Below are 25,677 nucleotides of genomic sequence, written 5' to 3' on the forward strand. Positions count from 1 at the left end.
TTGAATGTCCTCCTCTGCGGAGCGCATATCGCTGACTTAAGGCCCAGAGCCCGACGTCGCCCTGATTTGATGCGGCCGCAATGTCCACCATGCACGCACCGGCCACACCCGAGAAGCGACTGGTCCAGGACTCCCAGGGGATCTGGCGCTTAACAGACAGTGAGAGCGCACCAGAGCCTGTCCCTGACACCGCCGACCGGGAAAGCCCGTGGCGATATCGAGCAGCCTGCTTGGATGCACCCCTGGAGCTGTTCTTTCCCTCTCGTAATATCAACAATCCTGAGACGTATGATGCTGCACTGAAAATCTGTAGCACCTGTCCGGTCAAGAAGCAGTGCTTGGACTTCGCTCTGGAAGTGGAGACCTCAGACAGTGACCGCAATGGCGTGTTCGGAGGTCTGCGTCCTCAGGAGCGCAAAGACCTGGCACGATACCGGCGCTCAGTGCGGCCGCAGTAGAGACCATGTCGTATGTCCCCCTGCACGTCCACACCGAGCACTCCCTCCTAGATGGACTTGCACGCCTAAAAGAGACCGTCGGGCTTGCAGCTGAGCACGGGTTCAAGGCCGCGGCTATTACCGACCATGGTTCACTTGCCGGTCTGTGGGCTTTCAGCACTGAATGCAAGAGCAAGGGCATCAAGCCCATCCCGGGCATCGAGGCGTACGTGGCCATCGGCTCGCGACACGATCCCCAGACTATGACCGTCTTCGCTGATGACGGCATGGGCGATGGTGATGACAAGGTCGAAGATGCCGGGGACCGGCGTACCAAGAAGAAGTCCTACTACCACCTGACCATCCTCGCCAGAAACCGCACCGGCTGGCACAACCTCATACGCCTGCACAATGAGTCTCAGAAGACCAAGATCGGCAAGCACCCGGCTATCGACTTCGAGCTGCTCAAAGAACTGGGGGAGGGGCTGACTGTCCTCACCGGGTGCCTTGCCTCTCCCATCTGCACCCCACTGGCTCAGATCCAATTCTGCGATGACCCCCAGGGGCGTAAAGCTGACGGGTTGCGGGATGAAGCACGCAGAACCGTGGAGACACTCATCGACGCGGTCGGAACTGAGAACGTGTACGTGGAGGTCATGGACCACGGCATCGAATCGGAACTCTTCGTGCTCGACGAGCTGCTGGACATCGCTGATGAGTTCGATCTCCCGGTAGTGGCGACCAACGACTCCCACTACCTCCACGAGGATGAATGCCACGCACACGAGGCGTTCCTGGCTGATGGCACCAAGTCCAACCTGAACACTCCCGCTTCCCAACGGTTCGTCTTCAACGGTCATGGTTACCACTACAAATCTGAAGCTGAAATGCGAGCCGTCCGCGAGGACGACTGGTGGCAGGAAGCTGTGGAGAACACTCAGCTCATTGCTGACAGCGTTGCTGAGGACACTGTGCCAGAGCCACAAGTGCGCCTACCGAAGTTTCCTCTTCTGCCTGATGGCGTCACCTCCGAAGAGCACTTCTGGGATCTCATCGTCGCTGGTGCAGCCGACCGCTACGGAGAGGACTGGGAGGACGATGAAGAGCTAGTCGAGCGCATTGAGCACGAGTACGACGTCATCACTGAGATGGGCTACGCCGATTACTTCCTCATCTACGCCGACATCATGCGGTTCTGCCGCGAGGAGGGCATCACGACCGGTCCCGGTCGCGGGTCCGCCGCCGGCGCGGTGACGGCCTACTGCCTCTACATCACCGATGTCGAACCCCTGGACTACGGGTTGCTCTTCGAGCGATTCCTGGAACGTGGACGTGTGGGTCTGCCCGATATCGACTCCGACTTCCCGCAGCGAGACCGCTGGCGTATCCATCGCTACTGCCAGAGGGTCTACGGGGCTGCCAACGTCGCCCAGATCGGAACCTTTGGCAAGATCAAGACCAAGGGGGCACTGAAGGGTGCCGCTCGCACGCTTCAGCCATACGAACCCAAAGGCATGACCAAGTCTGAGGCGGCAGCGGCCTCTGCTAAGCGTCGGGCGGTCTTTGAGCTGGGAAACAAGCTGGCGGGCATTGTCGAAATCAACGCTGCCAAGTCCCTCCTGCCCTCAGATTTGGGCACCATTGATGAGCGAATCACTGACACTCCCGCGAAGAAAGAGTTTTGGGAAGCCGTCGATGCCTCCCCTGAGGCTGATCATCCCGAGTACGAGGGTCGCCTCCTAGGTGAGCATTTGGTGGACCTGGCCTGGAGCTTCCAGGACGTATCCACTTCCGAGTCAGTCCATGCCTGCGGCTTCGTTATCTCGGATGAGTCGCTAATGGACATGGTGCCTATGCGTCCGCTCAAGAATGCTGGACCCGAGGACCCCTGGGTTCTTACCTGGGATGGTGAGAACACCGAGAGCTTCGGCCTCTTGAAGATGGACTTCCTGGGCCTGCAGAACCTGGATTACATCGACAAAACATTCGAGTACCTTGCCGAGATTGAGACGGCACCCCGGTCCGTCTACGACATCCCACACCCGGACGCCGACGCTGACCTTCCTGAGGTTCAGGCTGCTTACAAGCTTCTGCAGGAGGGGCGTACCCAGGGGGTCTTCCAGGCTGACTCCGAGGGTATGACTGAAGTGATCCGCGATATCGCGCCGGATCAGCTCAACGACCTCTCCGCCGCTGTAGCGCTCTACCGGCCCGGCCCCATCAGCGCAGGTATGCCGAAAGACTACGCCAGCAAGAAACACGGGCGGACCCCTGAGAGCTACGACCGCCTGACTCGTGATTCTGACGAGATCGCAGCGCTGGAGCAAGTACTCGGCGAGACTTACCAGAACGTGGTCTACCAGGAACAGGCTATGCGTCTGGGCCAAGTGATTGCCGGATTCGACGACGTTCAGCGTTCCACACTGCGTAAGGCCATCGGCAAGAAGAAGCAAGAGCTGATGGACAAGTGCTACGAGTGGTGGAAGCAGGGTGCACCCCAGGAGATCACCGACGAAACTGGCGCTGTCGTCTCGCCAGCATTCTCAGAGAGCACCACCAATAATGTCTGGGAGTTCATCAAAGGCTCCGCAGAGTACTCCTTCAACAAGTCGCACTCCATCGCCTACGCGATGCTTGCCTACTGGACCGCCTACTTGAAGGCGAACTACCCAGTGGAGTACGCCGCGGCAATGATTGCGACCACCAACAAGGAAGACAAGCGTCTGAGGATGCTCGCGGACCTCCGGGCCGAAGGCATAGTCGTCTCTGCGCCTGACATCAACCTCTCCGATGCCGGAACCACCGCTGAGGACGGAACCGTCCGCCTGGGTCTCGCCCAGATCAAGAACGTAGGAGCAGCAGCAGAATCCATCGTTGCCGAGCGAAAACGCGGTGGTTCGTTTCAGAGTCTCGCAGCCCTTGCGCAGCGGGTCGAAGGACTCAACGTCACTGCACTTCGCGCTCTCATCGACTCCGGCGCGTGTGACAGCTTCGGTAGTCGCCGAGGCCTGCTGAAAACCGTCGAAGCAGTCAAGGCTGCCGGTCACATCCCGCCAATGGAGGAAGAGTTCGGACAGGTCGAGTTGGACGCTCGCCAGCGCCAAGTTCTGGGCACGATCGTGGGCGAACCAACCCTGAACGTGCTGACCGATGATGATTACTACGACATGGATGACATCGTCGGGGGAGAGGTCTACAGGCTCGGCGACCTGGCCCCAGACGCCTACAGGATGTGCCACGTGGGTATCATCACTGAGCTCAGCTCTCGCTCCACCCGCGTGGGGCGAATGGGTTTTGGTGCCATTGAAGACTCCGAAAGCATGAGACTGGTCCTGTGGGCTGATACCTACCAAAGGATGGTCAGCCGCTACGGGCGCGAACTGCGCTCGGGCGAATTGGCCGTGGTCTCAGGTACGGTCAAGACCATTGTCGATGAGCCTGATGGCGACGACGAGGATGCGGAGCCCCGGATCACCCGTGAAGGTCAGGTCTCCGAGATTTGGCTCATCCCTGACCCCACCCTGGTCAGCGACGAGCCCTCTCCAGCAGGACTCTTTGAAGTCCTCGACACAGATGTTTCTAGAGAGGAGCCTTCCTCTGCACCCGCGCCGACGCAGGACGTCGCCAAGGCCCCAACTGCGCCGAAAGCACGCAAGAAGCCTGAGCCGCCTGTCGCTGATGAAGCGACTCATGGTTGGACCCTAGCCATCGTGTCGGCCAACCAAATCCCCGAACGACTGGACCCCCGTCGGCCAAACATCATTGCCATGCAGGGGGCACCGAGAGAAGTGCACAAGGCGGCAATCCACCTCAACGGCAAGACGGTGATCCTCCAAGAGGAACGAATCGCAGTTGTGGGCTACAACCCCCAGCTACCGATAGAGCAGCAGATGTCCGCACTGGGCGCTGCCATACAGCAGAGCTAACCGGTCTCACCAGGACCGATGCGAACAAACTCGGTCAGATGCACATGGGGAGCACTGAAGCAGATATCCAACAGTCGTACCGGAGGCGTCCGCGTCGTCCTAGGAGCTCATAGTGACTGCTCGCCCAGTAAAGTCCCGAATCATGCGCCGCACGCTCGCCACAGCAGCTGCTGTAGCCATTGTGGTGACAAGCGTGCTTACAGGCGTGCCCTTCAACTCTGCGCAGCCAGCACACGCCAACACCGGCTCGATCTCCCTCAGCCACGAACTCCGCACACCTGAGGCACGCGAAGCCAACCGGCTGTTGACTAACTCAACCGTGCGGCTCATCGCCAGCGCTCAGATCGACCGGGCATCCTCGTCCTCCGCAGTGGAATTCAAGATCCCCAAGGGCCTGCAAGTCCAGGACATTCCCGCGCACTGTGGCCCCGATTCCTCACTGAACAACCGTGGTGATCAGCCCTCCCGGAACACCCCAATCACCGCCACCTCGTGGGAAAGTCTGCGCGAACAGGTACTCGTATGCGACCTTGGCAGCACCGGTGCCGGATACACCAACGCTTCGGTCTGGATTGACGCCAAAGTGCGTCCCGAGCTGCCTCCCGGGCACCGGTTCACTGTCCAAGCACAGACCATTGCTGATGAGGTCCCTGTGGCCAGCACCAGCTACACCCGTCTCCCTGCGGTCTTCTCTCAGGCGCGTATCGCCCTTGGTCCGCACTCCGAGCTGCATGAGGGCCACAGCTGGCCAGGGGTCAACTATCGCACCGCGTGGCCGGCCCTCGAAGGGACAGAGAACCGGCACCCTCATCCGGAAACTGAGATGGTCCGGTACTGGCGACTCACCGACCCCTTTATTCTCACTACTCCGAGCCAGTACGGTAATCAGCCCCTGGATTGGTCACGCTCTGAGATCAGCTTCGACTGGAAGCCCGATGAGGTCTACTTCCCGGGTGTCACCCGCACTAAGCCCTGGGTCGATCGCCAGCGCAGTCACGGTGATGCCTACACCTACTACATGCCTCACTTGTTCCTCAGCAACACTCGACCGATCTCCAACCACACGCTCAACACGAGCAGCGGAAATCCTGATGAAGCGTTCCTCGGAAACTCCGCTGACCTGACGTTCACTGCGGATCCGCGGACGCAGAAGATCGTGTTGGATGGCACCAACATTGAGACGTCTGCATGGACCGTTCCGACGCGCACCGGCTTCGGCAGCAACGGACTGCTTCCTCACAAGGATCCTGACTACGATGGACCGGACTACGAAATGCTCTGGTCGCGCAACATCGAAGTCTTCGTACCTGGCCAAGCACTAGCTGATCTGATCCCCTTTAGCCCCCGGGCGAACCGTCTCCCAGTGACGGTATCCCAGCCGACCCTGCGTGCTGTCGGAGTACACGAGACCAACCGCCCATGGCGCTCGGCACCAAAGTGGTCTGAAACGGGACTCGGACGCGACGACGGCTATGTGGAGGTCCGCCAGGCCATCACCTCGCCATGGAAGGCCTCCCCACTGAACACACCTGGCCCCATCTTTAGCCCTGGGTTTAATAGCTGGTGGGAGGGTCTTCCCGGATCCAGCAAGTTCGGTGACGGTGAAGGCCAGCTCATGCCCGGGGCTACCGCCATGTGGGCGGCAGGCAACCGTTTGACCGCGCCTGTTGGTGGTGCGGTGGCTCAGTTCCAGTGCGTCAGCTGGGAAGACCACTTGTCACTTGTCGACCCTAAGACGAAGTACCACCCGGGAAGCGGGTCGGCCCTCCAGAACCGCCGCCACCCCGCAACTGGACCGGTCTACATCTCTGGTGCCCAGCGTGATCTCGATTTCAGTGACTTACGATTCGAAGTCCAGTACTCCAATACGAAACCCGCAGCCGGAGACGATCTCACCTGTGATTCAGGAAACTGGCGCAGCAACCCCAATCACTCCTCGTTCAACAACGATCCGGCGAAAGCGCGAGAGGGCATCTACACCGGGGTGAAGCAGATCCGTTTCATGATCGCCGCCGATCAGCCCACACGGTGGGATTTGATCACACAGATTCCACTGACCCCTACCAATGACAGATACCGGGGACAGGCATGGGTCTGGACCTCACAGGCCTCGCTGAACTTCAACACGCAGGCATTCGATTCTCTCAGCGAAGCTAACCTGGCCCAGTTCTTTCGCTCCCCGGAGTATCGCAGAACTGCCACAATCACCCGGGAGCCCCGATCTCACGTTGCGGAGAAGCTGACGATCGTGGACCCGCTGTCCATGGTCGAAGTTGAGTCCCAGGCCGCCGTGGCCGGTGGCGCTCTTGGCGAAGTAACGGTCAAGCCGCACTCACCCAGTAGTCGAGGGCCGATGGAGGTCCGGGTGGAGTTCGACCGCGAGACCATGCTCTACCACGACACCACCGCTGGTCCTCAGCCACACCAGGTAGGACGGAATTTCGTGGTCTACCGCCTGGCCGACCCCACTGCTGTGGACGAGATTGTGCTGCGTATGCTCACCACTCCGCGCGAGGCCTCCACCATAGGCACCATCGAAACCAGCTCACGTATGCCCAAAGAAGGGTCGCGGCGAAACAACAACGCCAGCACCACAATGCGCATCGACAGCTCTACGCCTATGATCGCCACGCTACGAGCCGCTAACGAGACGGCTGAAGTGCACCCGTTCCGTAGTCCCGCCCAGACTAACCACTGGACAATGACCTTCGGCAACGAGACAGCATTCCACTCGGCTGCAATCACCGCCTATGTGCTCATCCCGCGTGCTGGAATGACCTCTAATGTCCTCAGCCACCGCGACGCCAATGTCATGCTGGGCAACCTCAATGCCGCCGGCTGGACTGTAGAGGCGACCACTCAGGCATTCAACCGGAACTCCACCCTGGCGCAGCTCTCATCCGCCCGGTATACCTCAGTTCCAAACGACCCCAGCCGAGTACAAGCGATACGGCTCACCCGCACGATCTCCCCTGGCCAAACACGAGAAGTCAGAATCCCCATGGGGGTGATCGCCACCACTGACGGTGACCAGATCACTCCGCATCTGATCTACAACGTGGACCTAGTTGTCCAGAACGAAACCGTGACCAGCTTCACCGGGCGTAGCAGCCCCCAGCCCATGGAGGTCAGCTCAGGCTCGGCTGCGGGCGAAATCTGGATCGACGGCACCCGTGACAATCACGACGGCACTCGCGGCAAAAAGCCCGCTGTGCGCAATGCGCCAGTGCGCATTACCGGGACAACAGCCTCTGGCCTGGACATCTCCGAGAGCATCCATGTCCCGCGAGCTGTCACCAACGCGCAGGGCAAGTGGACCATCCAGAACCTGCCCGCGGGCACATACAACGTAGAGCCGGATGTCGAATGGCTCACAAGCCGTGCTCACAACGGACTCGGAGTGTTCGACGGATTCACCCTGCGCGGAGGAGACTCTGTCTTCGGATACACCTCTCGCCAGGGGAAGGCCGACTTCGAAAATCAGGTTACTAGTCACCGCGTCAGCATTCCGGCGCTGGGCAGAGATGGCCGCCATCGCACCAGTATCGGTGCTGGCCTTGTCGGGCATGCCCAGGTACAGGTGGAGCGCTCCACAGTCGTTCCCCATCACTACGGGTATCGCGAGATGACCTACCCCCAGCGGATCACCATTCGCAACACCTCCGCATTCAACCTGAGCGATGTAAACATCACCGATCTGCTCGACGGGCCGGCTGAACTCATCGACGTCAGCACACCCAGCACAGGTAGCGTCCGCAAGACAGCCAAGGGGTACACCTGGAGCGGGAACCTCAACACGGGGCGCAGCTTCACCATCAACGCCACCTGGAAGGTCAACGCCAACGCCCGGGCTAACGCCGACTTACGCAACAATGTGAGTGCTACCGCCGCCTGGGCTGGAGGCGCTGCCGACTCCCAGCTGACCCATCCGATGTGGGAGGGCACCGTCGGCGTACCGGCACTGGACGCCAAGATCGACTTCACCGACTCAGGTTCCTGGTTGGAGAACGACGAGAATACTCTGATCTGGCACCGAGGACAGCCGACAGCCGCTGACGACCCAGTGATGGTGGAGCGTGTCGATGGGCGGTTCGGCCCCGCCGAGTCCCTCACCTCCCATGTCACCCTGACCAATAACGGGAACGTGCCCTTGAGACTGCCTTCTCGGGCCACGGAAGTGACCTTCGCCGGTACACAGGGCGACCGCGAGCAGACATTCGGGGCACAAACTCTGATGCCTGGCGAACGCGTCACCATCGACGCACGAGACCTCGTCCCGCAGATGCCGCAGGAAGAAGTTGACCTGAATCAGGCGGTACTGGAGGTCAGCACGCAAGCATTGGCACCAACACGGCTGAACTCCAGCGGCGCACCAGTGTTCACCTCCGGAACCCTCAGCCTGCACCAGGAACTAAAAACTCCCACCAACTGGTCCCGAGACGTACCCTTCCGGCGCGCACCCAAGGCACAACTGACAGCATTCGCTGAGGACGCCTCAGGCAACGGCATCCTGGAGGACGGTGAGGATGCGATCTTCACCTACACCATCATCAATGACGGAAACATCACTGTCTCCGGTGCTCACGGGGATGAACCCAGTGTTGTAGATGCCCTGGTGGACCCGGTGTACGAGTCTGACTTCAACGGCAAACTTCTCCCCGGCGAGAAGGTCACTGTTCAAACCCGTGGACCCATTACGGAGTTCACGGGTGGGAAGTTCGTGAATCAGGCTGAAGCCGAGGTTAGCCTGCCCCTGAGCAGCGACCGTTTTGGAGCTGATTCTCGACTCCGCGCATCCACGACTGTGGTGGCCCCTGGCGGCCACGGGCTGGATCTCATCAAAGAGCTGATACCCGAATCAGGCAGGGATCATCTGGCTCGCGGGGAGAAGTTCCACTGGCGCTTCACGCTGACCAACAACTCCGATGAGACCTACCACCAGGTCCAGCTGCAGGACCCGGCCATGGAATCCGCATACGGAGTAACTCCACGGTTCAGTCTGCCCTCCGAGCAGCCACTGAACCCAGGCGACAGAATCTCTGTGGATGTCAAGCACTCCTCATTTACCGCCGGCAATCCGGCGACCAACGGCGGTGTCATCCGAAACGAGGCCCGCGTGACCGCACGGGACTTTTCCGGCGAGAGAGCGGTCTCCAACATCGCGGTCGCTGAAACCCAGGTCTACGGGGAGCCGCTGATCATCGCTGCCGGTCACGCCGGACCCCAGGCATCCGCACCACTAGAGGCTGTGCGCTCAGGCTCGTGGTGGGTGTGGACCATCTTCGGGGTGCTTCTAGCACTGAGCATCGGTGCAGGGAGCCTTGCGCTCCTGGGCGGAGCTGCCCGGCGGAGAATGGAGACCACACCGTGAAACTCCACAGGGACGAACGTGGCGCAGTTGACCTTCTCTCCGTGCTGATGGGCACCCTGATCGCTGGGATAGTAGCTGCCTCAGCCATCGGCCTCAGCACTAGCATCATTCCTGCTCAGCAAGACGATGCTGCACAGGCCCGGCTGAGGCCAGTGGCCTCTGCGCAGAGCGACCTCGCAAGCTCTGGACAGAGCTACCGGGATTACCAGACTCTTGGTGTTTCCGGCGGAGATGTCGACGTAGTAACCAACGATACTGCCGACTGCTGGAGCGCCGTCTCTGCTTCAGCTACCGGGCGGGTCTTCTACGCTGAGTCCTCAGACCCAACGCCGCGGCAGCTAACTGAGGACACTGTGCTGAGCTGCGCCACGCCCTCACAGGTGAGTTCAATGCTGGACACTGTTGGCCGCCCTGATCTGTTTGTCAGCCATCAGCAGCGCCTGGACCGGCCCGCCGGGTTCAGTGCGCCGGTACGAGTGGGCCAATCCGCCCTGTACTCCGTCAGCTGGACCCCCGTGCCTGGCGCAGTTCGCTATCAGGTGGAACGACGAATTGAGGACGGGTGGGACTCTATTACGACCACTGACACCACCACCTCGTTCCCCACAGCACCTGGAGAGTCAGTCACCCTGCGAGTCACTGCCTTGGCTGGAGCCGGTGGGCTGGACTCGTTGCCCTCGGTGCACACTGTGACCTTTGATCTGACCGAGGTCTACCGCAACAGCTTTGAATCCGGTGCGGGGCACCTTATGCAGCTGGGCCGACTTAGCGCACTGGGGGAGTTTGTCACCGACAGTGACGCCGCCGTCATCGCACCCCCCACATCCGCAGACTCTGACCCGTCGCCTAACCCCTCAACAGGAGCTCTGCACCTGCGCCACGGCCAGGCGGCCAGGACGACGAAGTTCGCGGTGACGTCCACTTCGCAGATCGAGATGACCTTTGATGGGAGGCTCGCCGCTGCCATTCGCTATGAGGTCAGCTGGATGGACTCTCACGGGGAACCCATCAGCGTCGCAGCTGTAGAGGTACTTCCTCGTCACGCACTACCGGGGGAGAACACCGTCGAACTGTCCCACTGGCATTCCTACAAAACCCCCGACACTCAGGTACTGCGCGCCCCTGAGAACGCGGAGTTCGCTCAGGTCACCCTCATTGGTTCCGGCACGACGGCATCTCGCACAGCGCAGCTGGACAACCTGAGGATCCGGACAAACTAAGCCGCGGCTGTTCATGCACATGGGTTACGGAAACGTAACGCCCCTGCATGTCCCACCCGAGGAGCCCTGTTCCGTGTCGCAAACCGCACATCTTCCAGATGACTACCTTGTCACGAACACCGATCTCCGGTTTGTGGAGTACGTCATTAGTCGTGCCATGGAAATGGGCGCTTCCGACATGCTGCTCACGACACACAGGCGTGACGATGAGGAGCACTTGGACGTAGAGGTCCGTGTGGACGGCAGGATGAGGCCTCTGCACAGAGTGCTTGGCCCTATCGTCTCCAACATCATCGTCCACTTCAAGAACCATGCTGGCTTGGCGTCAAGCGGCTCCTTCAGGCCTGAAGAAGCCACCTACGACAAGGTCATGGTGGACGGCAAGCCCTCCAAGGCCCGAGTGACGTCCTTCCGAACCAGCTCCGGTCTGGAAGCCATCAACATGCGTCTGCCTGGCACCAGTGCAATCCGCCCCGTCGCCGAGCAAGGGGTCAGCGACGAGAACCTGCGACGCATCCAGCAGATGGCGGCCCGATCCAACAAGATGATCATGGTGGCCGGCCCCATGGGCAGCGGTAAGTCCTCCCTGTGTCACGGACTACTCTCCGAACTCGCCGACGGTACCCGGGCAATCTGGACCATTGAGGATCCCGTCGAACGTGAGCTTCCTGGCGTCGTCCAGTTGGAAGTTCAAAAAGAGCACGCCGACTTTCACGAACTACTGCCCGCATTAGTACGCGCCGACTACGACACCCTCTTTCTCGGGGAGATCCGCGACAACGAAACCGCCAAGGCTGGCGTTCGCCAGTCGAAGGCCGGTCGCCAAGTCCTGACCACCATTCACGCCAATGACAACGTCACAGCACTGATGCGACTCATTGAGCTTGCTGAGGACACTCCGCTCTCCGTACTGGACTCGGTATGTGGTGTCATTTCACAGCGACTGGTCGGCAGACTCAACCCAGACTGGGATGGCGTCGATCCCCTGGACAAATACCGCGGGCGAGTTCCTATCAACGAGTGCCTGCTGGTCAACGACAAAGTGGTACAGGCCATCATGAATGGGATGCCGCTGGGCGAGCTGCGGGAACTCATTTTTTCCATGAATGCCTCTTCCCGGTTTGAAGACAACGCGACTGAGCTCATCGCCGCCGGCGTGACCGACATTGATGAGATTCACCGGGTTCTCGGTGACGGCGTCCTCTCCCCAAACCCTATGTCTACGGCGGTATCGACAAAGAACGTCCCTGAGCTCAACGGGCACCCTACCGAGGAACGCCCGCCGGTCACGGTCGGACTCCCTGACTTGGAGGGATCGTGAACCATCTGATTATCATCTCTGGCCACGATGGGCAGAAACGGGACCAATACCGCGAAGCACTGACGTTCAACCCCAGCAGGACCCTCCTGGATCTCACCAGTTCACACCAGGGAGCAGAGGCGTTGGTATCTGCTGCAGAGAAGAAGGCCCTCGCCGGCATGGATGTCGTGGTCGCAGCAGTGATGTGGCCGCAGATCATCGACTGTATACCCATGCGGACTCGCCAACTGGTCCGCCAAGGAATCAATACACACCTCTTCTGGGTGAACTCGCCATGTGACGAGGACTACGGGGCACCCTGTGACCGCGCCATTACCCGCATCCGCGACACGGACCCCCAACTCTGGGCCGCACGACTACATAGCGGCATGAACGAGTGCGACATGCTCGCAGACCCACAAGAACTCGAAGCCGGCCTCCCTGAGGTGCCGTCATTCCTATCCCCACCAGTCAGCCCCGGAGCCAGCCTGCGCAGCCGTATCCGGGCCTTCAACCGCAACCGCGCACGGGAGACCCTGTGACTGACTACATCGACTTCGACGCACTCAACCAGGGTGATCAGCCAATTGATCTACTCGACGCTGAGACTATTGATCACCAGTCCCTCACACCGGCAATCCGTCGACTCTTCCGCTTCATTGATGAGCTAGGCGAGCAGGGTGTTTCCGATGTGCACGTGCATCCTAAAAAGCCGGTGCGCCGCCTTTTCCCCACGGGACTGAAAATGGCGGTCAACAGTGACGAGTTCCATATCTTCAGTCAGGCCGAGATCAGGGAATGGCTGGCCTATGGCAGCCGGGGACGGGACTCCACTACTAGAGACAAGGGCCATGCTTCTGTAGCGATCTCCAACGGCAACTGGCGCGTGCGCGGTACCTTCCGCTACGGAATCTCCGGTCTCAGCTGCACACTGCGCCTGATCCCCAGCGAGATTCCCGATGTGGATCGAATGGAGGTCCCCGAGGAAATCCGCAGTCTCGCAGGCTACTCCTCCGGCTTGGTCCTAGTGGAGGGTCCTACAGGATCGGGCAAAACGACCCTTATCGCTTCACTGATCGACCTGATCAACCGAACCACCGACCAGCACATCTACTGCATCGAAGACCCTATTGAGTTCGTACACTTCGAGGAGGGCCACACTGCCTTCACTCAGCGAGAAATCGGTGTACATGCTCGGGATTTCCCTACTGCAGTCGAGGATGCGCTGAGATCTAAGCCCAACGTGATCCTCATCGGTGAGCTGCTAAATCCGGCGACTGCCAAGGCTGCACTGGAAGCGGCAACCACTGGGCATCTAGTGTTCACCACGGCACATGCCGGCAGCGTCACTGAGGCCATTCAGCGCTTCGTTGGCCAGCACCCGGCAGACGAACAGTCCCAGATCCGCTCGCGACTAGCTGACTCGCTGCTGGGAGTGGTGGTCCAGAAACTCATCAAGGACCGCAGTAACAGGCTCACCCCGGTGCGCGAGGTCCTCATATCAAACGACCGGGTAAAAGCGGTCCTCGACAGTGCCAGTGACGCACGTATGATCCGCCAGCAGATCGACTCCAATGAAGTCGTCGGATGGACCCTTGAGGACGACCTCTACAAGCTGGTGATGAACGGGCGGATCAGTCCTGAGGAAGCCATGAAGCACTGCAAAGACATCGACGGGATGAAGAACCTTCTGCAGCCCATCCTCTCCCAGAGGCAGGCAACGGAGGAACGGAAGAGAGGATGGGGTCGCAGATGAGCACTCCCACGGACTACACGCCACTTCACGCAGTCCCCACTGCGTCTGAGCCGAAGAGCACCAGGCCCAAGTTTGTGCTCTACAAGGGCCGGAAATCTCGACCCCAGACCATTGCCTCAGCGCTTCGGACCCTGGCCATGAATCTGAAGGTTGGTGCACGAGAAGCAGAGTCTCTCCGCCTCGTGGGCGAGCAGTTCCGACGCTACGAAATCGGGCGTGAGATGCTCTATGGCGCTCAAGACATGCAGACCGGCGGTGTTGGACTCAAAAAGGCGCTGACCGACATTGACCTGATTCCACGTCAGGCCGCACAACTGATCGGTGCCTCCACTACGCCACAGACCCTCGTGGAGAACATTGCCGAGGCTGCACGAGTAGTCGAGAACTCCGAATCGGTGAAGAAGAGGCTGCTCACTCAGCTCATTCAGCCTGGCTTCATGGTGGCCCTTTGTCTTGTCGTCCTATTCGTCGCGGCCAGGTACGTCGTCCCTGGAACCCTGAGCATCTACCGGGACATGAATGTTGAAGTGCCTGCAACAGTGAACTATCTGCTGCTTGCTGCAGACATCGCCACCTGGGTCAGTGGAGCTGCGATCGTCGCCTTCATTCTCCTGGGTCTCTTCTGGATTACCATCGGTCGTCGCTCCCGCAAATTCACTACCGCAGTCGACCGCTTAGTCATGAAAACCCCGGCTATCGGGCCGATCCTGCGCAACTCCGTGACAGGCCGCGCCTTCTGGCTCCTTTCCACCAACCTGAAGTCCGGCATTAGGGAACCTGAAGCGCTGTCGCTAGCGGGTCAAGGGTCTGGTTCTCGGGCATTGGCTCGGGACGCTCAGCTCCACGCGGAACGCATGCTTACTGACGCGAAGAAGCTCAACGACTTCCCCAAGGAAACACGAGTCCTGCCCGAGGCCAGTGGACATCTATTCGCAGCCTCACCCTCCACGCCCGAGCTGGTGGAAATGCTGCGAGAACTGGCACCTCTGCATGAGGCTGAGGCTAAAGCCCAGCTTGAGGTCTTTTCTCGCACCATTGATCCGGTCATCAACCTGACTGTCTATCTGGGTGCCGGCATTCTCGTGCTTGCCATCCTGGCTCCGACATACATGGTCCTTCCCCAGCTGCAGCACCTGAACGGCTTCTAATGCGCCCCAAACTGGTGGAAGTCCTGTTTCCCACCGCTGGGATCCTGCTGTGGGCCGATGCACCGTGGCTTGCCGCTGCCTTAGCGGGCCTGGCGATGGTTCTCGCACTGGCAGAACTTGGTCGGATCCAGGAGAAGGATGACAAGGAGCACCTGGAGAACGAACACCGAAAACTGCTGGGGAACTAGGGAAACTTCCTGATGCGGCCGCAATAGCGACCATGAAGCGCGCGTATCCCCTGATCGTGGCCGCCTTTGCCCTCACAGGCTGTTTTGGCCCAGCCCTGGAGATCCCCGAAGGTCCTGAGACGACATTTGATGCACATGAGGAGTTTCCCTCATCCGACGCTGAACCACGCGACGAACAGCATCTCGCCGCGAAAGCCCAATGGTTCTATCAGGCACTGGGGTCGGTTGACACTCACGATATCGCCGACGACGAGGCCTTCGAGAAGATGTACGGCCCGTTCCTGCAGTACATGAGCATGCCTCAGGACACTGACACTGACACAGTGCTCACGGGGCTGGGAGTGACATCACTGCAGGCCATAAGTCTGCAGCCAGAGAACATCATCGTCCCTCCAGATCACGTCAATATCGAAGGGGACACCGCACAGGTAGCCCTAGTGATTCATCCTGATGCGTATAGCGGGATCAGCCCGATGGAGTACCGAGCGATCACAGAACAGGGTCTGCGTGATAACGAGGCTGTTCTGCACTGGATCTACACCCCCGAAGGTCAATGGCTACTGGATGCAGACGAAATGATCGCGATCGGCACACAGTTCAGTCCACTCATTGACGAGCTCAACCAATCCAGCAACTTCCTCGCTCCGGAGGACAGCGATGACGAAGAGGACTGATCAGCTACCCCCTGCCCTGCCCGCCATCAGCAGTGTGCACCTGCAGGCGCTGCTGGGAGCGAGCGCCCTGGCTGTGCTGTGGATTCTCAGCATGTCCCTCTTAGATGAGCCCCTGCACGTCATGCAGCAAACTGCGGTGGCCTTAGCCGCTCTGGCTCTAGGCGGACTCGCCGTACTCGATGCGCACACCGGACTCATTCGAAACCGGCACAACATCGCCGTTGGCATTGCCGCCACAGTATGGGTGCTCGCCAGCGCGTTCACTATGGATGGGCGCGTCATTCTCACAGCCCTCGCCACAGCAGCAGGATGCTTCGCGCTCATGCTGACCATCAGAACCGTCTCCGGCTCCATGGTCGGCGGAGGCGACCTAAAACTCATCCCCTCCATCGCAGCCCTGCTCGCCACTTGCCATCCTCTTTGCGCGCTGATCTGGATTTGCCTGAGCTTCATCGCCAGTCTCGCCTTCGTCTCCGTTTTGCGAGTCACCCGAGGTCAGCGCGGAATGATCGCCATTCCGTTCGGTCCTCCGATGGCTGTCGCCCTCATTCCAGCGGTACTAGCAACAGAGAGCTTTCTCGCAGCATCTGCAATCTAGGGAACCTCATGCACATGGGTCTAAGGAGCGTCAGAGCTTTTTGCTGAAAGGACCCCCTGGTGAAGACTATCCGCAGTGCGCAGAGACTGTTTCAACGCCGACTCAGAGGCGAACGTGTCAGCGTTCGCGAACTGGCCCGTGATGAACGCGGTGCCATCGACCTTGCTTCCATCCTGATCGGTGTGCTGATTCTGGGCATCGCTGCAGGAATCGTCTGGGCCTCCGTGTCCTGGCTTCCCTCCTTCACGCAGGACCAGGCAGCTAAGGCTGATGCTGGGGCCATCGTGACCGCTCAGGAGATGTACTACGCCCGCGAAGGATTCGACCGTGCTCAGCGCTACGCCGGCAGCATCGAGCAGCTCCAGCGCGACATGGGACATGGAGAGGGCGGCTACCTAGCCGCGGACATCAACTCCGGACCCGTGGACGCGAGGATTCGTGACGGATACGCGATGCCCTCAGGGGAGGACCGCATTCAGATCGGCACCAGCGGCAACGGCCCCTCAAGCTCCTTCATCGTGTGCGTAATGTCCGCCACGGGCAAGGTCTACTCGGCAACCAACACCGAGACCACTCCGGTGGACGACCTGGAAGTTGAATCCGGGCGCCGCTGCGGTGGTGGCGGTGACGACATCACCTGGAATACGGCATCCCATAACCCGTAAACCAGCTGATCAAAGACTCCTGCGCCGGTCTGCTTGATGACGCTTCGTGGCAGGGCACCTAGCAATCATCACTGCAGGCCGGTGCAGGCCATACCAGGACCAGGAGAGGAGGACATGTGAACACAGCAACCGTCATGAGCATCAGCGCCATCGTCGCTGTGGCAATGGTCGCCGTCATCGTGATCGCTCTCATCCTGGGACGCAGGCAGCATCGACAAGCTCTGGGCGGCAGCTACCGGTTGGGGGAGCGCGGAGACCTCATGGTCGACTCTCTGATGGGAACTGTGGTCGTCACCACGGGGTTGCTTGCGGTAGCTGGAATCATCTCCTCCCTCAATCAGAGCGCAGTCACGCTGCTGGAGACATCCGAACGGCAAGCTGAGGTGCGCAACGCCGTCCATGCCGCGGCTCTGGGAGAAGACACCCCCATCCCCACATGGCGCGACGACCAGCCAGCAGACGAGAGGATCCTGCGCGGAATGACCGGCGCAGAACCCGACCAGGACATCCCCGCAGTGCCCACTGTGGACACACCGGGAGTCGAAGTCGCCTGGATTAACGCGGCCTATCCAGACCGGGACCGGGACCAGACCTGTGAGCCGACCAACCTTGACGATGGATGCCTCGTGGAATCCCTGCCGGTGATCTCCGACAACGGCGGCTTTGCTGTTCGCGAGATCCCGACGACGGTAAGCGATCGAGACGCCATGATTGACACCCCCGGCGGCACCTCCACTATTCAGTGGATCGCCGAAGTGACTGGGGCATGTGAGGGCACCGTGTTCGCAGCGCACGCAGTGGGGCAGCCACAGCAATCGGCGGAACCTGTTGCCACTATCGAAACCAGTGGCAACAACTACGCCTACGGAAGCCTCACACTACGCAGTACCGGGGGGTCTGCATACCAGGGGTCGGCACGAATCCAGCTGTCCATGACCCCAGCCGCAGCCTGCCCCAACGCTCGGTTCACTGACGTGGTCGCCTACGAGGGAGCATCGCCGTGAAAAAGAGATCTCTACGCGCCGATGAGCGCGGCTCCACTGTCCTCGCAGCGGTCGTTTTCGTCATGATCGCCGCACTGGTGACCACGAGCGCATCATCACAGCTCATAGCTAGTGCCGGCGCTCGCTACTCGGCATCCCAGGCCGCCACCAGCCACTCACTGGTGGCCCATGAAGCGCTGATCACCCGAGCACAGCTAGTCGCCGACGACGATGAGTCCCCGTCGCTCTCCGAAGGCCTAGTGCGCTCCGGGGCTATGACCTACGCCTGGGACGAAAACGAGGTCAGCCAGACACATCACTACGCACAGCGCAACGCGACCCACTGGGCGGGGTTTGATCCCGCAGGGGAGCCGCTCTGGGTTGACCGCGGGTCCACGACCTACCACCGTTTCATCAAGATCGCCTCTGGCCCGAACCACACCATCGGGCTGGAGGACGGAACCCTCTATGCATGGGGACAGAACGACCGTGGGCAGCTGGGCGTAGGTGACTACCAGGACCGTTTCGAACCCACTGCAGTGGAAGTCCTGGAGGACGGCGCCCCCGTCTCCTTTACCGACGTTATCGTGCCCACTTCCGGGCTCTCCTGTGCCGTTGCGGAGAACCGTGGACTCTGGTGTTTCGGTGAGAACCGGTGGAACCAGATGGCGCAATCCGGATTCACTCCTTCTGGACATAACACCCACCCCGCCCCTGTGCGGGTCGATGCCGGCCACAGGGTAGCCTCAATTCAGGCCGAAGACGCAGTAGTCATCACATCGAACACCCTGTGCTTTATCGATGCCGCCTCGATCCTGCGCTGCGCCGGGGAGAACGCCGGTGCCACCACAGGCGAGTCTTGGAGCTGGTTCGCGCCACTGAATGCCCAACGGGTCGCTCAGGTGGTCGGTGACTCCCAGACGATCCTGGCCCGCACCACCGCAGGCCAGGTCTACGCCTGGACGCTTTCTGGGCTTGGAGCCGCTGGCCGAACGCCCCCGCGAGTCCAGGCAGCACCAGCAGCAGTCACTACGAGTGCATCTTCTGCCGTCATCACCCCTGCTGGCCAGCTCGCCGATGGCACCGGCTATCCTCGCCCAGTCCGGGTCAACCACCCCGACGGCGGTGTCTGGAGCGATCTTGAACTGGCCAACACTGACACTGAGATCTACGCGTCCACGGCCTACGCGACAGACACCAACAACAATCTCTACGCCTGGGGAGACAATCGTTACGGGCAAGCTGGAGCGCCCATCGCCTCAGGGTCAGGAACCTACGAGAACATGGTCTTCACCCCGAATCGTGTTGCTTCCTCGGTGACCCAGGTGGTTTCTACCGCCTCAGCTGCGGCATTTCTTTCAGGGAACCGAGTGCACACCCTAGGTAGAGCCACCGAGGGTCAACTCGGCGACGGATCTCAGACCCACCGACATTCACCTCGCCCCATCAGTCTCACCGGCCCCGGAACACTCACTGCGGCTACAGGGGCCGGGGAAGCCTTCTGCTTTCTGGTCGGAGAGGACCTCAAGTGCTGGGGTTCGGACTTCCACACTAGGACCAGCACCAATAGTCCCAAGCTAGCGCGGACCCCAGTGCAGATCGGGCGTTACGCCCACGTCACCATAGGGGAGACCTTCGCGTGCGCGATCGACCAATACGCCTACACCTTCTGCTGGGGCCGCGGTGAGCTTGGTGAGCTCGGCTCATCTTCGCCAGCAGGAACCTTCACTCTGGCACCTGAACCAGTCGCCAGCAGAAGCTACGACACTCCGTCCTTCACCGGGTACGAGAAGACCAAGGAGATCAGGTAACAGATGCACTCCCTGCAGCGTCTGCGCCGCGACGAGAGCGGCAACTATGTGGTCCAGAACCTCTTCGGTGCTGTCGCCGCCGTCATGGTGATCACCACTCTGGTAGTCGCAGTCACCATGATCTTCGCCTTCCAACGCTCCATCACGATGACCACCGCTCTGGCTGATCAGATCACTCGAACAGACACCACTCTGCGCTCAGACATCGCGTGGGCCGGCAATATCCCGCACAGCACAGCAAGCCCCCACGGTGTACGGATCATCCAGCCTGGTTGGGGTGATGATCAATGTCGAGAAGTAACGTGGCAGATTAGCGCCGAGGACGACAGGCGCCAGTTGGTTCGCACTGCAGCTGTGTATGAAACCTATGAGTTCGCGCCTGAAAGGGAGGGCAATCCCATCACTGCCGGCAGTGAAACTGGTGCCTCCATCTGCGCTGGCACGCTGGTGACAGAATCCACCGAGGTCATGATCAACGACACGGGCAGCGCACAGTTTACTTACTACAACGGCTACGGGGTGCCACTCAGCGAGCACCACACCCCTGAGGGCTTACCTGAGGACCGTCAGTCGCCGGCAACCATGCAGGATCGCGCGCTGGCGGCCTCCTCGCAGATCGCCGGTGTGCAGTTGGACACCCACATTGCTAGTACCACTGACCGGGCGCGCGAGCTTACTGTCCTGGGTACTGCTCAGAACCTAGAGCGCAAGCCGCTGGAAGACCCGCGCGAGGGATACCGCACAGTCTTTGTCGATAACCTCGACGTCACGGTGGGTGACTAATGACCATCGTCGCTGAGCACAGTCAGCTCTTCCCCCAGCGGAGGCTCGACGAGATTCAATGGCTGTGCGATCAGATCGAGGCTTCTGCGCGCCGACGTGTGACCCTCAAAGCCGCAGGGGTCATGCGAGACTTACCAGGAGAATCACTCTCCCTCGTACATAACTTCCGCCGTGAGCACGCCACGCGTATCGCCAACGCCGCAGCCCTTCTGTCCGTCTCACTGCCCGGATCTCGGAAAGCAATAGGGTTCAAGCTCGCGAAGCTGTACTGCCGCGCACAAGCCGCACAAATCGCAGCCTTACTGATCGAGGCAAGCGAAGCAGACTCGTCCCGACCAGCGGTGACCGCCCAGGAACGAGAGGATATCGCCGCAGCCTTTCGACGTTCGATTATCGACCGGGCAGAACGTGTCTATGGAGGCGAAACCTAAGCTCAGGTCGCACATGCACATGGGATGTCTCGGTTGACTAAGCCCGCGCCGACAGGCCTGCACCAGAGGACGAGGTTTCCCGTTGCTTCAGAGCACCACCACCCCTGAAAAAGCGGACCGACGAAGCACTTTCGCGCGCCTACTGGCGGCCCTCATTTTCGCCACGAGTGTTCTGCTCGGAACTGCGCCCCTGGCACAAGCCGCCCCTACGACCAACGCACCGGACATCTACGCCGTAGGAACCATCAACAACCCCTGGAACGACTCGGGGAAGGTGAAGCGCGATGCCTGCGGCAACATTCTCAACAGTGGGGCAGCTAACTCAGACAATGTGAAAAACCTCCCCATTGAGCGCTGGTCCGGTGCTCTAGGGACATTCCATACCAACACTGTCGACGGTGTCCTGGGCTTCCATATCGACCAGGTGAGTCGAGAGAACGTCATCGGCACAATCTTCGGCTGGTCCGGGGGCCTGTGGACGGCCACCCACGGCCTAATGACCTTCGCCACTCAGTTCTGCGCCATGTCGAGCATGGGTGCCAGCATCGACCAGCTGATTGGAACTCTCGGCAAGGCGCTGTTCTTTGATACCGCCTACGTGCCTACCCTGCTGATCACCATCACTATCGTCTTCATTGCATTCCAGGCCCGCAAAGGCTCCGCTCGACCCTGGGGGCAGCTCCTGGGCAAGGGCGCTGTCGTCGGGTTTATTCTCATCATGATCCTGGGCGCTACCCGCTCCACCACCAGCGGCGGAGAATACCGCCCTGGCGCCGGATCCCCGGGCTGGCTCATCGCCAAGATGAACACCACCATTACGATGATCGCCAACGCCCCAGCTGAAGCGCTCTCGCGCGCCAGTGCAGGAACCGGTTCCTTCTCCCATGTGGAGCCCAACGGTTCCACATGGTGCCCCCACGTGGTGGCACGCGCCATCGGGGACTATGACCGGGCACTCAACAACACCTCCACTGGAGGAATCCCTCTCGGCGCCACGGTGTCCAAGTCCCTCAACGAGATCTGGATGAACACCGCCTATATGGCTTGGACATACGGACAGTTCGGCGATGTATGGCCCAACGTGAGAGCGGATGCTGACGGCAATATTGGGCGAGGTGCCACCCTGGTCACTGATCGAAACCACAGGGTTTGGAATCACTCACCGCACTACTGGGCAGGCTGTCATGTACTGGAGTGGGGTTCCGATGCGCCGTCCTACATGGGTTCAGACAAGGGAGTGAAGGGGCTTTCGGAGAACTATGCTCCTGGATCACCGTCTCGCTCAAACAACCTGGCTCGTGCTCTGGCCCACAACAACACGTGGCGGAGCAATCCGCAGGGCATGCCGTGGAACCTGGTGCAGGGCGCACGCAGCAACAGCGTTGAGTTCATCGAGCCAACGTATAGCGGCAACACTCTGACCTCAGAGTCCTACAATCTGCTAGAAGCCAAGGCAAGCCCAGCAGCAGAACTGTACGGCGACTTAGGTGATAGCATTTCGCGCCGCGTGGCCTGGGCGGAAAGCTCTGCGGCAATCAACCCTCAAAGTGACACACAACGCCACCGGTCCATGCTCGCCTGGTCAATGTGCCGCCCGGAGGAGCAGTTCGCTGACGGCAGGGGCGCAACCAAGGCGACTAATGGACGTCAATCGCTGACAAAAGCCAGTGGATGGAAGTTACCTTCCGCTTTTAGACGGTCGAACAACCAGATTGCACAGCGGATGGCTGTGGTGATGCGCGACGCTGGCCACAGTGATGAGGAAATTCTGAACCAGGTTTATTTGGAAACCGGCGTGAGGGATAAGACTCTCCTGGGGGTCGATCAAGACACGGCTGACCCAAGCTCCGGGCGCACATCACTGCCCTTGGGGACTCGCATGGCTTTGAACGTAGCTGTGGGCGTGCAGACGGCAAGCAACGTCGGAGCCTACGTCACCGACACCGCGGCTGAGACGATCAGCGAGCTGACTGCCGGTGATGACCAGTGGGCAACGTCGATGCTGAACGTGCGACCAGAGGACTGCGCGATGTGGTTCGGCAGCTCCGTAGCACCGGTCGCATTCCAGATGCCGCAGTCACGAGAGAACATCCGGAACCTCGGGTTCAGCCCGCACGCGACCAACACACTTATGACAATGGCCGGATACCAGAACTCAGTGCCGATGGCGGCATCGTTTACTCTTCTGGGATCCTCCCTCATTGCTTTCCTGTCCTTCGGGTTCCTAGCCCTGGTGCTGATTATGGCCCGCCTGTTTATGACTCTACTGGCGATCGGCCTCTTCCTCGCAGCATGCGTGGCACTAGCACCGGGACAGAACTTCAGCGGACTAGCACGTGTACTGAAAATGATCGTCGGAGTGATCCTGCTCTCGATCTTCATTCAGGTCATCGTCACCGTGGTGGCCGTAGTCTCCATGATGCTCAACGGCCTCATGGACGGAGTGGGATACGCCGGACCCGGAACCGTGTTCTATATCTTCTGGTCTGGCGTGACACCGCTGCTCACCATGATCGGCCTTCACGTCGCATTCAAGTTCGCCAAAGTCCCCTCGCCCTTCACCCTCAACGGTGCCAAGGCCTGGGGAGAGAAGATGGCTGGGAACTCCGTGTCCTCCATGGGCGGTGCTCTCGGTGGTGCCGCTAATGACCAGTCCTTCATGGGTGGCAACACTCTCAAGCGCATCAGTAGCGGACTTGGGAACATGGGAGGCTCTGCTAGCCAGAGTCATGGTGGTGGTACTGGTAACGACAGTGCTCTCCGTGATGCCATGGCTGGCCAGGGTAGGGGAGCTGGTACCGGTGAAGGCGGGGCGGATGATGGCCACAGCACTGCTCCCGCTGACTCTGCCGCTTCTGACTCGCAGCGAGACCGGCTCTCAGGCGCTGATGCATCAGGCGACTCCGGGGACAGCACCGAGGCTAAAGGTGCTGAAACAGACGGTGCCTCCGGCCATGATGCAGCTCCGACAGATGGCACCACCGAGGCTGCACAGAAGGACCAGGTCGCCGACGGCGAAAAGCTGGTGCCCACTGGCAGTACGGAAGCATCGGCGGGGCGCTCCACTCAACACACGGGCACTCGCCCCGTCATGATCCCTGACCTTCCTGCTGACGGCACAGCAAATGCCTCGGCACCGAAGACTGAGACGCTCCTGGGTGAGGGCGCCGACGGATCTGAGACCCCGGTGGGCTCCGGTGAGCAGTCCCCGGATTCTCAGCGCGAGAAGTCCGCAATAGGTGATACAAGCTCTGAACAGCTCGGCAGGGAGACCGCGGCTACCCAGTCTTCGTCTACTGAGAAGCCCGCCAATCAGGCACCTACCAACAACGCGCCGTCCAAGCTACCACTCGCAGGTGCTGGTGCTGCCCTCGGGACGCTAAAGGACAAGGACCGTATCAACAACACGCTGGATGGCCTGGATGATCGCGTGAAGCAGTCATGGTCCAAGGGCGCTGTACCATCCCAGGATGGCGGTGCTCGGCGACGGGCTCGCTATGCCGCACGCCTGGCACGCCGGCGCCTGGTCTCGACAGCGAACAAGGCCTCCGACTCTGCCAACCTCCTGGCCTTGAACACACTGAACTCAGCCAAGGCTCTGCCCATGGCAGGAGTTAAGGCGTTCAAGGCTGGTGGCAAGCAGGCACTGAAGCTACCTGGCGGGACCTACCGCGCGTTCAAGGCTGGTGGAGGAAACTCGCAGGCAACCGGATTGCGAGGTCTCGGCACTGCTGCAGTCGGGTTCGGACGCTTCGGCAAGCATGCCGCAATCGGCACGGTCATCGCAGGCGGTGTGTCCGCACTTGCGCCAGCTGCCGGTGTCGCTGGTCTCGCTGCAGCAGGCGGTTATGCGGCCTGGAAGCTGCGCCGAAACCCCGTCGTCGCCTCCGCCACCAGCTCATCAGCCGCACGGCTTGCCCGCAGCCGACGCACCTCAGGCGCTCCAGTCTCTCTCGTGCCATCCGATTCCTTGGATCCCTCATCGGCATCGGCTGACAGTCAAGAAGCCGCGTCCAAGGGCACGGACAATGGCGGATCTCCGCAGAATGGCACCACTGGTAGCGCTGAGGCGTCCAGCCGCGGACCAGATGTGGCACCGAGCGGCGACAGCCCCGATGTGCCGACGGGAAGCTCCGAAGGAGACCGCACAGTCAGCAGCGAGACGACGACCGATAGGGGACACACTCCGTCCGCCCAGGAAGGCCCCCGGGAGTCATCCCTTGGGACCACCAGCGGCGATGAACCGCAGGACGGAGACAACGATAAGCCAGAGGGTGAAGCTGGCGACGGCGGTGCTCCTACTAGCGGTCCCGCTCCTTCGGCACCCACCGGTGGCGGTGCAGCGGCTACGCCTGGACCTACAGAAGGTCCGCGAGGAAACGACGC

General features: G+C 60.5%; 16 protein-coding genes and 1 pseudogene. All 17 read left to right on the top strand.

From position 1 onward, the window contains the following. Positions 1–89: 89 nt before the first annotated feature. Positions 90–458, top strand: a complete 369-nt coding sequence (locus ABEA23_RS14275; protein ID WP_425577212.1) for a WhiB family transcriptional regulator — start codon at positions 90–92, stop codon at positions 456–458. A gap of 5 nt (positions 459–463) precedes the next feature. Beyond that, positions 464–4,363 (top strand): DNA polymerase III subunit alpha, encoded by a 3,900-nt coding sequence (locus ABEA23_RS10780; RefSeq protein WP_345478013.1) that lies wholly within the window; start codon positions 464–466, stop codon positions 4,361–4,363. A 142-nt stretch (positions 4,364–4,505) separates the two neighbouring features. Beyond that, positions 4,506–9,734, top strand: coding sequence for a hypothetical protein (locus ABEA23_RS10785; protein ID WP_345478014.1), 5,229 nt, complete (start codon positions 4,506–4,508; stop codon positions 9,732–9,734). Then, positions 9,731–10,954 carry a hypothetical protein gene (locus tag ABEA23_RS10790; RefSeq protein WP_345478015.1) on the top strand — a complete coding sequence of 408 codons (1,224 nt, stop codon included), beginning with the start codon at positions 9,731–9,733 and terminating at the stop codon, positions 10,952–10,954. Before ABEA23_RS10785 ends, ABEA23_RS10790 begins: the two co-directional genes overlap by 4 nt. 73 nt (positions 10,955–11,027) lie before the next feature. Beyond that, entirely contained in the window at positions 11,028–12,275 is a 1,248-nt protein-coding gene (locus ABEA23_RS10795) for a GspE/PulE family protein (RefSeq protein ID WP_345478016.1), read from the top strand. Beyond that, positions 12,272–12,796: a hypothetical protein gene (locus ABEA23_RS10800; RefSeq protein ID WP_345478017.1), complete on the top strand. Its 525-nt coding sequence runs from the start codon at positions 12,272–12,274 to the stop codon at positions 12,794–12,796. The genes ABEA23_RS10795 and ABEA23_RS10800 overlap by 4 nt, the downstream gene beginning before the upstream one ends. Continuing rightward, the gene (locus ABEA23_RS10805) at positions 12,793–14,010 is read left to right on the top strand and encodes a type IV pilus twitching motility protein PilT (RefSeq protein WP_345478018.1); all 1,218 of its coding nucleotides are present in this window, start codon (positions 12,793–12,795) and stop codon (positions 14,008–14,010) included. Before ABEA23_RS10800 ends, ABEA23_RS10805 begins: the two co-directional genes overlap by 4 nt. After that, positions 14,007–15,158, top strand: coding sequence for a type II secretion system F family protein (locus ABEA23_RS10810; protein WP_345478019.1), 1,152 nt, complete (start codon positions 14,007–14,009; stop codon positions 15,156–15,158). Before ABEA23_RS10805 ends, ABEA23_RS10810 begins: the two co-directional genes overlap by 4 nt. After that, a complete protein-coding gene (locus ABEA23_RS10815) occupies positions 15,158–15,346 on the top strand; it encodes a hypothetical protein (protein WP_345478020.1) in 189 nt (62 codons plus the stop codon). The genes ABEA23_RS10810 and ABEA23_RS10815 overlap by 1 nt, the downstream gene beginning before the upstream one ends. A gap of 32 nt (positions 15,347–15,378) precedes the next feature. Next, entirely contained in the window at positions 15,379–16,020 is a 642-nt protein-coding gene (locus ABEA23_RS10820) for a hypothetical protein (protein WP_345478021.1), read from the top strand. Then, the gene (locus tag ABEA23_RS10825) at positions 16,004–16,618 is read left to right on the top strand and encodes an A24 family peptidase (RefSeq protein WP_345478022.1); all 615 of its coding nucleotides are present in this window, start codon (positions 16,004–16,006) and stop codon (positions 16,616–16,618) included. Before ABEA23_RS10820 ends, ABEA23_RS10825 begins: the two co-directional genes overlap by 17 nt. A gap of 59 nt (positions 16,619–16,677) precedes the next feature. After that, complete coding sequence (locus ABEA23_RS10830) at positions 16,678–17,283, top strand: type II secretion system protein (protein ID WP_345478023.1); 606 nt, start codon at positions 16,678–16,680, stop codon at positions 17,281–17,283. A gap of 116 nt (positions 17,284–17,399) precedes the next feature. After that, entirely contained in the window at positions 17,400–18,287 is an 888-nt protein-coding gene (locus tag ABEA23_RS10835; protein WP_345478024.1) for a hypothetical protein, read from the top strand. Next, on the top strand, positions 18,284–20,077 hold the full coding sequence (locus tag ABEA23_RS10840) for an RCC1 domain-containing protein (protein WP_345478025.1): 1,794 nt from the start codon (positions 18,284–18,286) through the stop codon (positions 20,075–20,077). The genes ABEA23_RS10835 and ABEA23_RS10840 overlap by 4 nt, the downstream gene beginning before the upstream one ends. Positions 20,078–20,080: 3 nt before the next feature. Further along, a complete protein-coding gene (locus ABEA23_RS10845) occupies positions 20,081–20,860 on the top strand; it encodes a hypothetical protein (protein ID WP_345478026.1) in 780 nt (259 codons plus the stop codon). Continuing rightward, positions 20,860–21,291 carry a hypothetical protein gene (locus tag ABEA23_RS10850; protein ID WP_345478027.1) on the top strand — a complete coding sequence of 144 codons (432 nt, stop codon included), beginning with the start codon at positions 20,860–20,862 and terminating at the stop codon, positions 21,289–21,291. The genes ABEA23_RS10845 and ABEA23_RS10850 overlap by 1 nt, the downstream gene beginning before the upstream one ends. Before the next feature lie 82 nt (positions 21,292–21,373). Then, positions 21,374–25,677 (top strand): annotated as a pseudogene (locus tag ABEA23_RS10855) (hypothetical protein); the annotation flags it as partial.

The sequence above is a fragment of the Nesterenkonia rhizosphaerae genome, from assembly GCF_039544555.1.
Lineage (GTDB): Bacteria > Actinomycetota > Actinomycetes > Actinomycetales > Micrococcaceae > Nesterenkonia > Nesterenkonia rhizosphaerae.